10 protein-coding genes are annotated in these 13,800 nt (G+C 63.4%); 2 read left to right on the top strand and 8 right to left on the bottom strand.

Annotated elements, in window-relative coordinates:
• The first annotated feature begins 39 nt into the window (after window positions 1-39).
• Complete coding sequence (argA, locus tag G533_RS0110580; RefSeq protein ID WP_027949924.1) at window positions 40-1,344, top strand: amino-acid N-acetyltransferase; 1,305 nt, start codon at window positions 40-42, stop codon at window positions 1,342-1,344.
• Here the strand turns inward: argA and G533_RS0110585 are convergent.
• Genes G533_RS0110585 through G533_RS0110600 form a run of 4 tightly spaced genes read right to left on the bottom strand, consistent with a single transcriptional unit; the run spans window position 1,336 to window position 6,928 of the window.
• Complete coding sequence (locus tag G533_RS0110585) at window positions 1,336-1,662, bottom strand: DUF3240 family protein (protein WP_027949925.1); 327 nt, start codon at window positions 1,660-1,662, stop codon at window positions 1,336-1,338. The genes argA and G533_RS0110585 overlap by 9 nt on opposite strands.
• Window positions 1,655-4,723, bottom strand: coding sequence for an efflux RND transporter permease subunit (locus G533_RS0110590; RefSeq protein WP_027949926.1), 3,069 nt, complete (start codon window positions 4,721-4,723; stop codon window positions 1,655-1,657). The genes G533_RS0110585 and G533_RS0110590 overlap by 8 nt, the downstream gene beginning before the upstream one ends.
• A gap of 1 nt (window position 4,724) precedes the next feature.
• On the bottom strand, window positions 4,725-5,744 hold the full coding sequence (locus G533_RS0110595; RefSeq protein ID WP_027949927.1) for an efflux RND transporter periplasmic adaptor subunit: 1,020 nt from the start codon (window positions 5,742-5,744) through the stop codon (window positions 4,725-4,727).
• Complete coding sequence (locus tag G533_RS0110600; protein ID WP_027949928.1) at window positions 5,741-6,928, bottom strand: TolC family protein; 1,188 nt, start codon at window positions 6,926-6,928, stop codon at window positions 5,741-5,743. The genes G533_RS0110595 and G533_RS0110600 overlap by 4 nt, the downstream gene beginning before the upstream one ends.
• Window positions 6,929-7,158: 230 nt before the next feature.
• Between G533_RS0110600 and ilvD the strand changes: the two genes are divergently transcribed.
• Window positions 7,159-9,003, top strand: coding sequence for a dihydroxy-acid dehydratase (gene ilvD / locus G533_RS0110605; RefSeq protein WP_027949929.1), 1,845 nt, complete (start codon window positions 7,159-7,161; stop codon window positions 9,001-9,003).
• Window positions 9,004-9,169: 166 nt separating this feature from the next.
• Here the strand turns inward: ilvD and G533_RS0110610 are convergent, their stop codons facing one another.
• The 4 genes from G533_RS0110610 to G533_RS0110625 form a co-directional block, all read right to left on the bottom strand.
• Window positions 9,170-9,919, bottom strand: a complete 750-nt coding sequence (locus tag G533_RS0110610) for a cytochrome b/b6 domain-containing protein (RefSeq protein WP_035527624.1) — start codon at window positions 9,917-9,919, stop codon at window positions 9,170-9,172.
• Window positions 9,920-10,004: 85 nt separating this feature from the next.
• Window positions 10,005-12,449 (bottom strand): penicillin acylase family protein, encoded by a 2,445-nt coding sequence (locus G533_RS21570; RefSeq protein WP_051230205.1) that lies wholly within the window; start codon window positions 12,447-12,449, stop codon window positions 10,005-10,007.
• A gap of 11 nt (window positions 12,450-12,460) precedes the next feature.
• Complete coding sequence (locus G533_RS21575; protein WP_051230206.1) at window positions 12,461-13,363, bottom strand: DUF6279 family lipoprotein; 903 nt, start codon at window positions 13,361-13,363, stop codon at window positions 12,461-12,463.
• Window positions 13,360-13,800 carry a VOC family protein gene (locus tag G533_RS0110625; RefSeq protein WP_027949931.1) on the bottom strand — a complete coding sequence of 147 codons (441 nt, stop codon included), beginning with the start codon at window positions 13,798-13,800 and terminating at the stop codon, window positions 13,360-13,362. Before G533_RS0110625 ends, G533_RS21575 begins: the two co-directional genes overlap by 4 nt.

A 13,800-nucleotide genomic window follows, 5' to 3' on the forward strand; every position in this document is an offset into this window, starting at 1 on the left:
CTTGGCACACCATCGTCACTGCCAAACGGAACCGACCACGTGACTACCCCCGGCCGCAGCCATATCCGCTGGTTCAGGAATACGGCGCCCTACATCAACACGCACCGGAACCGGACGTTTGTCCTGATGCTGGGGGGCGACGCTGCCCAGGATCCCAACTTCCCCACCATTTTGCATGACCTGGCCCTGCTGCACAGCCTGGGCGTGCGGCTGGTGCTGGTACACGGTAACCGCCCGCAGATCGACAACAGGCTGGCGGCGGCAGGCATCGAAAGCCGTTTCCACGACGACATGCGCATCACCGACAGTGCCACCATGCACCACGTGACCGATGCCGCTGCATCGCTGCGCGCGCAGATCGAGGCACTGCTTTCCATGGGGCTGCCCAACTCACCGATGCAGGGCGCGCGCATGCGCGTGTGCTCCGGCAACTTCGTGACCGCCCGGCCCCTGGGGGTTGTGGACGGGGTGGACTTCCAGCACACCGGTCGCGTGCGGCGCATCGACAGCGCCGGTATCCAGCAGCAACTGGCCGCCGGCTCCGTGGTGCTGCTGTCGCCGCTGGGCTATTCACCCACCGGGGAGATCTTCAATCTCATGCTTGAGGATATCGCCGTGCACTGCGCCGCCGGTATCGGCGCCGACAAACTGGTGTTGTTCGGCAATAGCGCGGGTATCGCCGGCGACGACGGCGCCCTGCTGCGCCAGCTCACCGTCGCCAACATCAGTGCCGTTCAAGGGCAGGATGCCGAGCAGACGAAACTTCTGGCCACCGCGCGCCGCGCATGCATGGCGGGCGTAGCGCGCTGCCATATCATCAGCTACCGGGACGACTGTGCACTGCTCGAGGAACTGTTCACTCACGATGGCAACGGTACCCTGGTCGCGAAAGACGACTACGAGCAGACCCGCAGTGCCAGCATCGATGATGTGGGCGGCATACTGGAGCTGATCGAGCCACTGGAGCGCGAAGGCGTGTTGCTGAAGCGCTCACGGGAACTGCTGGAAAATGAAATTCGCCAGTTCCGCATTATCGAACGGGACGGACGCATTATCGCTTGCGCGGCACTCTACCCCTTTCCCGAGGAGAACTGCGGTGAGGTGGCGTGTATTGTCTCCCACCCCGACTACCGGGGCGGGCAGCGGGGGCAGCGCCTGTTGCAGGAAATCGAGCGTGAGGCACGGGTGCAGGGCCTGGACCGGGTGTTTGTACTGACCACGCAAACCGCGCACTGGTTCCTGGAACAGGGTTTCGAGGAGCGCTCGCGCGATGCGCTGCCGGCGCAGAAGCAGGCGCTATACAACCTGCAGCGCAACTCCAAGGTGTTTTTCAAGTCACTCTAGCGGCGGCGTTAGCGGGTCACCCCCGATATGCCCGGACTCCAGCACCGGCTGTACCCAGTAGCGGAGCCGATCACGCCCGGCAACCGGCGCCAAAGCCGCCAAGAGGGTGGGGCGAAGGGCCGGGTCATGCAGCACCTCGAAACGGCTGATACGCCGCGACCCTTCCACCTGTTCCGCCAGGCTAAGGCGACTGTGCTCACGACTGAACCCACTCACCGCGGCGACCGTGAAACCAGCAACCGCGGGTAAGGACATCAACGCATCGACCATATCGTCATGTACCTCGCGCGGCACCAGAAGAACCAGCAATTCAGTCATGGCGGCGTTTCTCCCGATATTGATACAGGACGGGTAACAGGAACAGCGTGGTCACCGTGGATGTGAGCAGCCCACCGACAACCACAATGGCCAATGGACGCTGCACTTCGGCACCCGGGCCGCTGGCGAACACCAGCGGTAGCAGGCCAAAAATAGCCGTGGTGGCCGTCATCAACACGGGACGCAGACGCTGACTGGCGCCGGCGCAGATGCGCGCTGGCAGCCTGCCCGGCAAATGCCTCTGTTGCTGGAAATGACTGACCATCACCACACCGTTCAAAACGGCCACGCCCAATAACGCAATGAGCCCCACCGAAGCCGGTACAGACAGATACTCACCACTGAGAAACAGTGAAATCACCCCGCCCATCAGGGCGAACGGTATATTGCCGAGAATGATGCCGGCCAACGCCATGGAGCCAAACGTGGCAAACAGGATAAGCAGTATCAGAACCAGCGCGACCGGCACCACCAGCAACAGGTTGCGGGTGGCACGCTGCTGATTCTCGAACTCGCCGCCATATTCCAGCCGATAGCCCGCGGGCAGCGATACCTCAGCGGCCAGCACCTCCCGGAGCTCCTCCACAAAACCCACGACATCGCGCCCTTCCACGTTGACCGTCACCACGCCGAAGCGACTGCCGCGCTCCCGTTCGATCAACAGCGGGCCCTCGGCATAATTGAGACTGGCCACGTCGCCCAGTGTTGCGAGGCTGCCATCGGGCAGAGCAACACTGCGCGCGGCGAGGTCAGCCACCGTTGCCGGTACGGCGACGGTCTGTGAGCCGGCCGCCAGCGTTACCGGAATACGCCGCTTGCCCTGACGCACTTCAGAAATCACAGTCCCCTCGATCTGGCTGCGCAGGTACTCAGACAGGCCCTCCACCGTGAGACCGTGGGCCGCCGCCAGCTCGGGCTTTACCTCGAGATTCAGGAACTTGCCGCCCTCTGTCACAGAGGCCTGAACATCCACCGCGCCCTCCACTTTGGGTATCGTCCGCGCGATGCCCTGCATCAGGTTGGCAATCTGCATCAGGTCTTCACCGTAGACCTTGACCGTAACATCTCCCGTGCTTCCCGTAAGCATCTCCGAAACCCGCATCTGGATCGGCTGCGTGAAACCCACATTCATGCCGGGGAAGCCCTCCAGCACCTTGCGCACCTCCCCCTCCAGCTGGGACTTGCTGGCAAAACGCCACTCGTCCGGTGGCAACAGCTCCATGAAAACATCCGTCTCGTTGAGCCCCATCGGGTCCAGCCCCAACTCGTCGGAACCGGTACGCGTAACAATCTGGCGAATCTCGGGCACGCCGGCCAGGAGCGCGGCGCCCACCTGGCGATCAAGCTCGACCGAGGCGGGCAGGGAAATGCTGGGGGATTTTTCCAACTGCACGATCAAGTCACCTTCATCAAGCACCGGCATGAACGTCTTGCCCATCAACAACAGGAAGACCGCACTCACCGCCAGCAATGCCCCGATGCCGAGTAGCATGCCCCGGGGCCGCAGCAGAACACGCTCCAGAGCGGACTCGTAGGCCCCTTGCAGACGCAGCATGAACCGCGGCATGCCAGCGCTTTGCCTGCCCAGCATGAGTGAGGCGGCAACGGGAATCAGCGTCAGGGAAAGCGCCAGCGCGGCCAGCATGGCGTAGACGATGGTCAGCGCCACCGGCGTGAACAGCTTTCCCTCAAGACCACTGAGTGTGAGCAGCGGCGAAAATACGATGATCACGATCAATGTGCCGGATACCACAGGCAGTGCCACTTCCTGCGCCGCGCGGTACACCACGTGCAGGCGCGGCAGGCCCGTATCCTGATTCAGCCGGCTCAGCGTGTTCTCCACCACCACCACGGAAGAGTCCACCAGCATGCCAATAGCGATCACCAAACCGCCAAGGCTCATCAGATTGGCGGTCAGGCCGGTGCCGGACATCAACAGGAACGTGGCCAACGCCGCCAGCGGCAGCGACATGGAAACCACCAGCGCCGCGCGCAGATTGCCCAGGAATACGGTCAGCACAGCCACCACGAGTAGAATAGCCTGAAACAGGGCGCTGGAAATGGTACCGATGGCCGTGCTGATCAGCCGTGCGCGGTCGTAAAACACGTTGATTTCAGTGCCAGCGGGCAGGGTTTGCGCCAACTCATCGAGGCGCGCCTTGACCCCCTCCACAACCGCGCCTGTGTTGCTGTCGCGCAGCGCAATCACCAGGCCCTGCACGGCTTCCTCGCCGTTGCGCGTGACCGCGCCATAGCGTGCCAGATGGCCGATTGCCACATCGGCAACATCGCCCAGGCGATACACCCCACCGGGGCCGGAGCGCACGACGATATCCTCTAGCGCTTCCAGAGAGTGCACCTGCCCTTCAACCCGCACCACCAGCACATCGTTGCCCAGCAGCATACGGCCTACCCCCGCGTTGAGATTCTGCGCAACAATGGCCGCCTCAAGTTCCGCAATGCCCAGGCCGAGCTCGGAGAGCACCACCGCATGCGGCGTGACCTGATAGGTTGTTGCGTAGCCGCCGAGCACATTCACATCGGCCACCCCGGCAACCGTGCGCAGCGCGGGACGTATCTCCCACTCGAGCAGCTGGCGCTTGTCCTGCAGCGACAGGTCGGGGTTCTCGATAGTGAACATGAACATCTCGCTGAGCGGCGTGCTCATCGGCGCAAGGCCGCCCTCAACTGCGAAGGGCAGCTCGTCGAGAATGCCCGCCAGCCGTTCGTTCACCTGCTGACGCGCCCAGTAGATATCCGTACCGTCAACAAAATCCAGGGTGATATCGGTGATGGCGTATTTGGTCGTGGAGCGCAGCATCGCCTGTCGCGGAATACCCAGCAACTCCGTTTCCAGGGGATAGGTCACGCGCTGTTCGATTTCTTCCGCCGTCATTCCCGGCACTTTGAGAATGACCTTGACCTGTGTGGGCGCGATGTCGGGGTAGGCATCAATCGGCAGATTGAGCCAGGCACGCAGGCCGAGCCCCGCCAGCATCAGTGCCATCACACACACGAACAGGCGCTGGGTGAGGGAAAAGCGGACCAGCTGTTTCAGCATGTCACTCGCCACCCAATCCCATGAGCACGCCCTGCACCGCGGATACTGAGCGGCTCAGCACGGCACGGCCCGCCAGTGCGGTGTCAGACGTTACCGCGTAATCATCGCCAACCGGCTGCAACAGCGAGACTGGCGCCAGCTGCAACACACCCTCGCCACGCAGCAGTACGTGTGCCTGTTCCTGCCAGGTGAATACCGCCGAGCGTGGCAGCAAATACGCGTCCTGACGGTAGAGCGGCGTTGCGCTGACTATACGGTTCAGCTGCACCCCGCAGGATGCGTGTATCGCCTCACTCCAGGCGACCAGGGAAAAGCCACGCGCAACACCTTCCAGCTCGTCTATATCCAGACGACAACCAGCAAGTTGTACACCGCTCAAGCGATCGGCATTCTGCATGGGCACCAGCAGCTGCAGGCGCAGGTCATCCGGCGCCACAAACCCGGCCACATCATCTCCCGCAAGCAATGCCGTTTGCCGATGGTCGTATTCTATAAAACCGCTGATAGGCGTGTGCAAGGTGATGGACTCCACGTCGTCTTGCGGAGGGTCCACCAACTCCATGAAGTGGCGCATGTGCTCGTATTCCAGCTGCAGCGCCAGATAGGTGTCAACGATGGCAACCCACTGCTCCTCCGCCAGCGCCTGTTGCTCATAGGAAGCCCGGTTACGCTCATAGCGCGCCTCGGCACTGCGGTAGCGCCGGTCCATGGCCTCGAACTCGAGCAGGAAGTGGTGAATCTCCGGCCCTTCCAGCACGACGAAGGGCTGCCCGGCCACAACCTGCTCGCCATTGCGTACCAGATAGCGCGCTCGTCGCACGTCCCGCGGCAGCTGAATACTGTACTGGCTGCCCGTGCGATGCATCACCTGCGCCCGTATAGCAGGCCCCGGCACTTCTGTGACGCCGGTCACGGGCGTATAGGCGAGCTGCAGTTCCCCCAAGGCCGACAGCGGCACATCGCTGCTGTAGGCCGCCAGCGGCAACCACAAGACGAGCAGCATCCAAACCGGTCTGATCATAAAGCTAATCCCGCTGTTTGCCGCAGTCGTGCGGCATTATGCTGTATTTCGGCGTCTATCAGGGCCGCTTCGCTGCGTCGCTCAAGCACCTCCAGCAGACGCCGGATAACCAGCTCCACTTCCATTTCGCTGCTGGAGCGCAACGTCAGCAGCTGCGCCTCGATACGCTGGCCGATACGCGCAGACTGCAGCAGCAGTTCACGGCGTTCGCGCAGCCGCTGAGCCTCGGCTGAGAGCGTTATCCACTGCGTGCGAATGCCGGTGCGCAGGCTGTCCCGCTGCAGGCTGAAATCGCGACTGAGCGATGCGCGCTGAACTTCACTGGCTCGGTTGCTGACCTCGATAAAGGTCAACGGCAGGTCGACAGCCACACCGTATTGATTCTCTGTGGGCCCCGGCCCATTCAGGCTGCGCGCTGTCAGCGCCAGGTTCCAATCCGCCGCCGCCGGGTCCGTTAACGCGATGAGTGCCTGCTGCTGATCGCGGCCCAGTTCCAGCAAGGCCAGCTGCGGGTGCTGAGAGTAGTCGGGCTCGGCGGGCAGGGATGCGGTTTCCGCTATCTGCTTGGGTACCGCCGGCAAACCCGTGAGGGCTGAAAAGCCGGCCTGAGCGGCACGTCTCCTGGCCACGCCGTCGGCCACCCTCAGTTCGGCATCGAGCCTTTCCTGCGTGAGCAACAACGCGGCGTAGCCCGGTATGGCGCCGGCGTCCGCCTGCAACGCGGCGCGCTGCTCCAGCTCCAGTATCAGCGCCGCGCGCGCACGCGATTGCTCCAACTGCAGCGTCGCCAACCGATGTTCCCACACCGCATCGCGAATCAACCCGGAAAAAAACCATGCTCGATAACGCTGCTGCACCTGTTGCAGGCTCTGCTGCAACGCCCCGAGATCCGCGTCGACATCGCGGCGCCGGGATGATTTGAACGGCAGGTTCAATGCGATTTCGGTTTCATCCGTGCCCAGTCGCTGGTCACTTTGCAAGCGGCTGGCAGACAGCGACGGCAGCGCCGCCAACACTCCATCATCACCCACGTCCGCGTCCGCCACCTCGGCGCCATACCCGTGATAGCTCAGCGTCGTGCGCAGCACCTCGTTCAATTCGAGGTCGCTGGCGAGCTGTGCCTGGGCAGGTACTGCACACCCCAGGCCACAGCAAACGAGGATAACCGTTACACCCTGACGCATGCCTCCCCGCCTCACAAATCGACCCTTCTTGTGCTCCATTCAAACACCTCTGCGGGGAAACATCCTTGCGGCATATCATGATCTCCGCTGCCCCGGTACCCACCATGTTTACGAAAACGCCCCGCGAACGCAATGCACACTGTCCCCGACAAGGCGATTTTTGTTATTCTGGCGCGCTTGCCAGCGCTGCTTCGGCGGCACACCTGTTGACTGAATCCACCGAGGCCCCCATGCCCGATTACCGCTCGAAAACCTCCACCCACGGCCGCAACATGGCGGGTGCCCGCGCACTGTGGCGCGCCACCGGCATGCAGGACGGTGACTTCGGCAAGCCCATCATTGCCGTGGTGAACTCCTTCACCCAGTTCGTGCCCGGCCATGTGCACCTGAAAGACCTGGGGCAACTGGTAGCCCGGGAAATTGAAGCGGCGGGCGGCGTAGCCAAGGAATTCAACACCATTGCGGTGGATGACGGTATTGCCATGGGCCACGACGGCATGCTCTACAGCCTGCCCAGCCGCGACATCATCTCCGATTCCGTGGAATATATGGTCAACGCGCACTGCGCGGATGCCATGGTGTGCATTTCCAATTGCGACAAAATCACTCCCGGCATGCTGAACGCGGCCATGCGGCTCAATATTCCCGTGGTGTTCGTGTCCGGCGGCCCCATGGAGGCGGGCAAGACCAAGCTCTCGGAACACAAGCTGGACCTCGTTGACGCCATGGTGATCGCCGCTGACAGCGATGCCAGCGATGAGCAAGTGGCCGAATACGAGCGCTCCGCCTGCCCCACCTGTGGCTCCTGCTCCGGCATGTTCACGGCAAACTCCATGAATTGCCTGACCGAAGCGCTGGGGCTCAGCCTGCCAGGCAACGGCTCTACGCTGGCCACACACGCCGACCGCGAGCAGCTGTTCCTGCGTGCGGGCCGCCTGGTCGTTGAGCTGTGCCGGCGCTACTACCAGGAGGACGATGCGAGCGTACTGCCGCGCAACGTCGCCAGTTTCAAGGCCTTTGAAAACGCCATGAGCCTGGATATCGCCATGGGCGGCTCGACCAATACCATTCTGCACTTGCTGGCCGCCGCCGAAGAAGCCGAACTGGATTTTACCCTGCAGGATATCGACCGCCTGTCGCGCCGCGTACCGCAACTGTGCAAAGTGGCGCCGAACACGCCCCTCTACCACATGGAAGACGTCCACCGCGCCGGTGGCATCATGGCCATTCTGGGTGAGCTGGATCGCGCCGGCCTGCTGCATCGCGACTGCCCCACCGTGCACAGCCCCACCCTCGGTGCCGCGCTGGACAGCTGGGATATCGTGCGCACCAGCGATGCAGCAGTGCAAACGTTCTACAAGGCCGGTCCTGCAGGTATCCCCACCCAGGTCGCGTTCAGCCAGGACACACGCTGGCCCAGCCTCGACCTCGATCGCGAGGGCGGCTGCATTCGTAATATCGAGCACGCCTTCTCGCTTGAGGGTGGCCTCGCCGTGCTGTTCGGCAACATCGCCGAGAGTGGTTGCGTGGTGAAGACCTCCGGCGTGGATGACAGCATTCTCGTCTTTTCCGGCCCCGCCTACCTCTGTGAAAGCCAGGAAGGGGCCGTCGAGGACATTCTCGGCGGCAAGGTGCAGGCCGGCGATGTGGTCATCATCCGCTACGAAGGCCCCCGCGGCGGGCCCGGTATGCAGGAAATGCTCTACCCCACCAGCTACCTGAAATCGAAGGGGCTGGGCAAGGCCTGTGCACTGCTCACGGACGGGCGCTTCTCGGGCGGCACCTCTGGCCTGTCCATTGGCCACGTGTCGCCGGAAGCAGCCTCTGGTGGCGCCATCGCCCTGGTCGAGCACGGTGATATCATCGATATCAACATCCCCGAGCGCAGCATCAACGTGCGGCTGAGCGATCAGGCGCTCGCCGCCCGGCGTACCGCCATGGACGCCCGGGGCAAGGACGGCTGGAAACCCGCAGAGAGCCGGCCACGCAAGGTCAGCGCGGCGCTGAAAGTGTATGCCAGCATGGTGACCAGCGCCGACCGCGGTGCCGTGCGCGACCTGTCGCTGCTCGACTGACACGCTTCCGTCCAGAGGTCATCTCGGTGGAAGAGTACGGCCCCAACCTGGCGGCACTGGCCAACAGCTGGTATGCCAGCACCTGCAGGCGCATGACTACCAGCTGTTCGCCCGCGCCGGCTATACGTCTATTTACGTACGCGAGGGTTGAGCCACCGCGCCAGCATCAATCGCGCGGCTCACGGGAAAACACCTTCTGGCCGGAGAACATCGCCGATATCAGGCCACTGCGCTCACGCAACTCGGTGATAACCACCGCAGCGATGTGCAGCGGGATGGCAATCAACAGGCCCCAGAAGCCCAGCTCGTGCAACTCGATAAAGGGCTTGCGGAAATTTCGCATGGCCGCATAGGCATCGGCGTCCAGCAGTGCGCTTTGCGCCGGCTTCAGGCCCGCGAGTTGTTCGCCGCTGGCACCCGCAGGCGCCACCCACTCCAGGAACAAATGGCCGAAGGGCGGGAAATACAGGTCGGTGCCCGCCAGCACCAGCCCGGTGACACATTGGTTAATCAGCAACAGCAGCATCGCGGCGACCATAAGGCGCCCGACCGGGTTGTGCCCGCGGTAGGCTGGTGGGTCGCCGGCGCGCACACCGCGCAGGTAATCCAACAGCGCCCGCCCGTAGCCGCGTCCACCCGGGAGCACAGCCGACCATCGCGCATGGCGGTTGCCGACAAAACCCCAGGCAATGCGCCACAGCAGGTTGATGGCAAACACATAACCGATCCAGACGTGCACGGTTTTCAATGCCACCTTGCCCTCGCCACTGACGCCCAGCGCACCGGCGTTGAAGATGACCACGCCAACGGCGAGCAGGCCGACGATGCAGAGCACGTTGATCCAGTGGAACCAGCGGGTGGTGGCATCCCAGACCGGGTACGCCCTGACTACATCCAGCTTTGCTTGGTCGCTCATCATTACCCCCCGAAAAGGTCCGAAAGGCCTTTATTGTGCACTTCCAATCTGAAGCTTTCCTTAACGCGGGCGGGTTTTCGACCCATTAATCCGGCACCATGCGCGTTTCCGTGCGCGCATGCGCCCTCACCTGCGCCGGACTGAACCACCAGGGCCTGCGCTCACCGTCCGCCCAGAGGTGGGCCTGATCGTTCTGGTGGCGCTGGAAATGCCGCTCGACCACACCACCGGCCAGTATCGCCTCGACCTTGTCCGGGTCGGCAAAATCCACCACCAGCTTCATTGACGCGAAAAAGATCGCGGCAAAGGGCTCTTCGAACGCGTAAATACCGCGGTTGAGCGTTTCGCCGCTGCCGCTGCGCTCTAGCTCAAAGCCGCCTGCCACGCCACTGCCGAAGCCGCGGGGGCGCAGCGGGCTGACAAAGGCCAGGGTGTGTGCGGTACCCCAGCGCCAGGCGGCGGGATCGCTGCCCTGCAGCTCTTCGAGCAGGGCTCGGGCCCGTGGCGCTGCCGCGCGAATGACATCGTCCAGCGTTTCGCGCCGCGCGGGCGTGCCTTTGTCATCAAACCAGTCCGCGTCGGGCGCTGCCAGCAGGGCCTCGAAACGCTGCTGCCAGAAATACCAGGTGCCGAGCATGTCCGCCGCCAGGTCTTTTCCCAGCTCATCGGTGAACGTGCCCAGCGCAATTTCCCGATACAGCGCCTGGTAAATCAGTGGTGCCGGGCTGTCGACACGGTCGACACCGTCCCAACTGGACAGCAATGTGTGCAGATCCGCCTGCGCCGGCTCGTTGGCCAGCGCAGCGAGGATATGTGGCAACAGGGTATCGCTCTGCAGGTTGCGGTCATCCGCCATCAGCGCCCAGTGGTCCGCCACCGTCATCTGGCTCGCCTGGTTGAGCACCTGGCCCATACGGCGATAGCGGTAGTCCGGCGACACATAGTTGGTGTAGTACCAGGGGAAATCGGCTGGCCGGGTATCGTGGTTGGCCGTGCCAACCCAGCCGTCTGCGGGGTTGAATGCACCGGGCATACGCGCCTTGGGAATCCAGCCAACCCAGTCGTCGCTGCCATCGGCGGGTACCGCACGCGGCAGGCTGCCATCGCCGCCGGCGCGCAGGGGCAATGCCCCCGATGCCCTGTGCCCGATGTTGCCCTGGTCATCGGCGAACACGAAATTGAACATCATCAGGTCGATATCCTGCACGCGGGTATCAAACGCCTGCGCATCCGGCGCATCGAGCAGGCCCTCGATACCCAGCTGTGGCGCGTGCTTTTCCCAGGCCGTGGTACGCAGCACCAGCACCCTGTCACCCTCTGAGCCCAGGCCCTGATGGTCGCTGATCACCGGGCCGCGCGTGGTGTAGCGCACGACCAGGGGGTGTTCGCGCATGCCACCCGGGGCATCGCCATCCTTGACCGAAATCAGCTGCTCACTGCGCCGGAGCGGCAGGCTCCGGCCTCCCTCCAGGTAGTGCTCCGGGTTCTCGGGGTCCAGCGTTTCGACATACACGTCCTGCACATCACCGTAGGCATTGGTGATGCCGAAGGCGACATGTTCGGTGCGCCCCAGCAGAAGGCCGGGCAAGCCGGGCAGGGTGGCACCCACAGCCTGGATACCCGGTGCAAACAGGCCCACCGGGTGGAACATGCCCGGCAGGATACGGTTATCCAGATGCGGATCGTTGGCCAGCATAGCGTGGCCCGACGCGCTGCGTGCAGCACTGATCGCCCAGTTATTCGAGCCGATGCCACCGTTGCGGGGCGGCTCCGGCGCAAACAGCAACCGGACGCTGCCAAGGCCGTGCGCGGCACCGGTTGCCGGGGGCCCGGCAGCGATATCGCCGTCGGGGCTGCCCTGCTCGCCGTCGGTTGCGGGTGCGCTGCTGCGGTTGCGATTGCGCATTAACGGCATCAGCTCTGCCGCCCGCTCCGCACCCAGATGATCCGCCAGTTGCTGGGCGAGCATTTCCGCCTTGAAATTGGTGGCGTGGGTGTAGTGGACAAAGTGAATCAGCGCTACCAGGTCCGCCAGCTCCCAGGGGCGCGCTTCCAGCCCGACGACCCCCAGCTCCAGCGGGTGGTCCCCGGCGTGCGCATCAACATAGGCATTCACCCCGTCCACGTAAGGCTGCAACCACGCTCGGCTGGCGTCACTCAGTTGCTGCGTGTGGCGCCGACTGTTGTGCTCAATACCCAGCACGCGCATGCGAATATCGCTGGCGAGGCCCGTCTCACCGATGCTCGCTGCCAGATGCCCCTGCCAGGTGGCGCGGAACAGCTCCATCTGGAACAGACGGTGCTGAGCCGTGACAAACCCCTGGGCACGCAACAGATCCGGCGTGTTTTGAGCAAAAATGTAGGGAATACCCAGCTCATCGCGCAGCACAGTGACGGGAGCGCTGAGACCCGGCAAAGCCAGCTCACCTCCCTGGGCCGGCACCGCAGAGGAACTCACCTGGAACCACACAGCCCCGGCCGCAATAACACCGGCAAAACCCAGCGCCAGCAGGATTCGTCGCAAAAACATGAAAAATCTCCTCAAGCCTCGTCGGCGCTCGTCGCTACCTGGCTGCCGTCGGCAGGGCCCTGCTCTACCAGCGCAATCAGGTCTTCGCGCAACTTGCCAAGCTCACGACGCAAATGGGCATCCTGGCGCTCGGTGCGCGTATTCACCAAATCGATTACCGCAAGCTGGATCACCTCCGTGTTCGCGTCCCAGATGGTGCGGTACTCGATGGAAACACTCTGCCGACGCTGCGCCACGGCCTGGCGCAGTGATGCCTGCCAGTCGGGTTCGCGCTGCAGCAACATATCGAGGCGATCCAGCCAGGCAGCCCGCTCGGCCAACCACACGCTGTCCGAACGCCGCAGGTTCGCGCAGGCCACCGCAAGGCGCGTTTTCTGCTCAGTCTGCAGGCGGCCCAGATAGCGGCGTATATTGTCCTGCAAGCGTTCGCAGGCATCGTCGCGGTAGTGCGCGTCATCGCGTTCCAAGTATTTTTCCTCGTACTCTGCCTGCTGCTCGCGCAGCGCCAGCATGAATTCCTGCAACTGTTCTTCCCGCAGGGCATCACCCAGCACCAGCATCCAGTCCAGCGCCCGGTGCTGCAGCCGGTCCAGCGCCTGCTCGGCGTCCAACGTCAACGCCATGAGCTGGTCACGCGTCACCGGTTGGTCCAGGCTGCGCTCGGCTCGCTCCAGCAACTCGATATAGCGGGGCAGCTCGTCCCGCCGGTGCCAGGCGAGAAACGGCTGCAATTCATCTTCCAGCAGCGCGTCCTGACTGCGGTCAAGACTGACATAATCGCCCAGATACCAGGGCACGAAGAAATCCAGCCGGTTGTAGAAAAACTGCGTGCTACTGCAACCGGCAAGCCAGATGAGCAACAGGCATGCAACCAGCGTACGCGACACCCTGGGCCGCAGCGCCGGGGGTTTCACGGGTAATCAAGCCCGTCGCTGGCAAACAGCATCTCGATATTGCGAAAGGCCTTGAACTCCAGGTAATTGCCAGCGGGATCACAGACAAAGCAGGTTTGCTGCTCGCCACGCCGCTCGGCGAAGCGCACGGTGGGTGCAATCGCAAATTCGATGCCGAGCGCCTTCAGCCTGGCAATCAAGCGCTGCAGGTCATCCCAGGGCAGCACAACGCCAAAGTGCGAGGCGGGCACGTCCTCCCCATCCACCGGGTTGCACGCCAGCGTCGGCATGGCGTCGGCGGCCACCAGGTGCGCCACCAGCTGGTGACCCCAGAAGTCGTAGTCTATCCAGCGCTCGGAGCGACGCCCGCGCGGGCAGCCGAGCAGCTCAGCGTAGAAATGGTCGGCTGCCTGCAGGTCGTCAACCGGAAGGGCGAGATGAAAACGGGGAGAGTCCAT

The sequence above is a fragment of the Haliea salexigens DSM 19537 genome (assembly GCF_000423125.1).
GTDB lineage: Bacteria > Pseudomonadota > Gammaproteobacteria > Pseudomonadales > Halieaceae > Haliea > Haliea salexigens.

What these genes read in the sequence shown, in the direction of transcription:
- G533_RS21570 (WP_051230205.1), bottom strand. Translation starts at nt 12,449, where the DNA reads ATGTTTTTGCGACGAATCCTGCTGGCGCTGGGTTTTGCCGGTGTTATT.
- G533_RS0110585 (WP_027949925.1), bottom strand. Translation starts at nt 1,662, where the DNA reads ATGACTGAATTGCTGGTTCTTCTGGTGCCGCGCGAGGTACATGACGAT.
- G533_RS0110590 (WP_027949926.1), bottom strand. Translation starts at nt 4,723, where the DNA reads ATGCTGAAACAGCTGGTCCGCTTTTCCCTCACCCAGCGCCTGTTCGTG.
- G533_RS0110600 (WP_027949928.1), bottom strand. Translation starts at nt 6,928, where the DNA reads ATGCGTCAGGGTGTAACGGTTATCCTCGTTTGCTGTGGCCTGGGGTGT.
- G533_RS0110610 (WP_035527624.1), bottom strand. Translation starts at nt 9,919, where the DNA reads ATGAGCGACCAAGCAAAGCTGGATGTAGTCAGGGCGTACCCGGTCTGG.
- ilvD (WP_027949929.1), top strand. Translation starts at nt 7,159, where the DNA reads ATGCCCGATTACCGCTCGAAAACCTCCACCCACGGCCGCAACATGGCG.
- G533_RS0110625 (WP_027949931.1), bottom strand. Translation starts at nt 13,800, where the DNA reads ATGGACTCTCCCCGTTTTCATCTCGCCCTTCCGGTTGACGACCTGCAG.
- G533_RS0110595 (WP_027949927.1), bottom strand. Translation starts at nt 5,744, where the DNA reads ATGATCAGACCGGTTTGGATGCTGCTCGTCTTGTGGTTGCCGCTGGCG.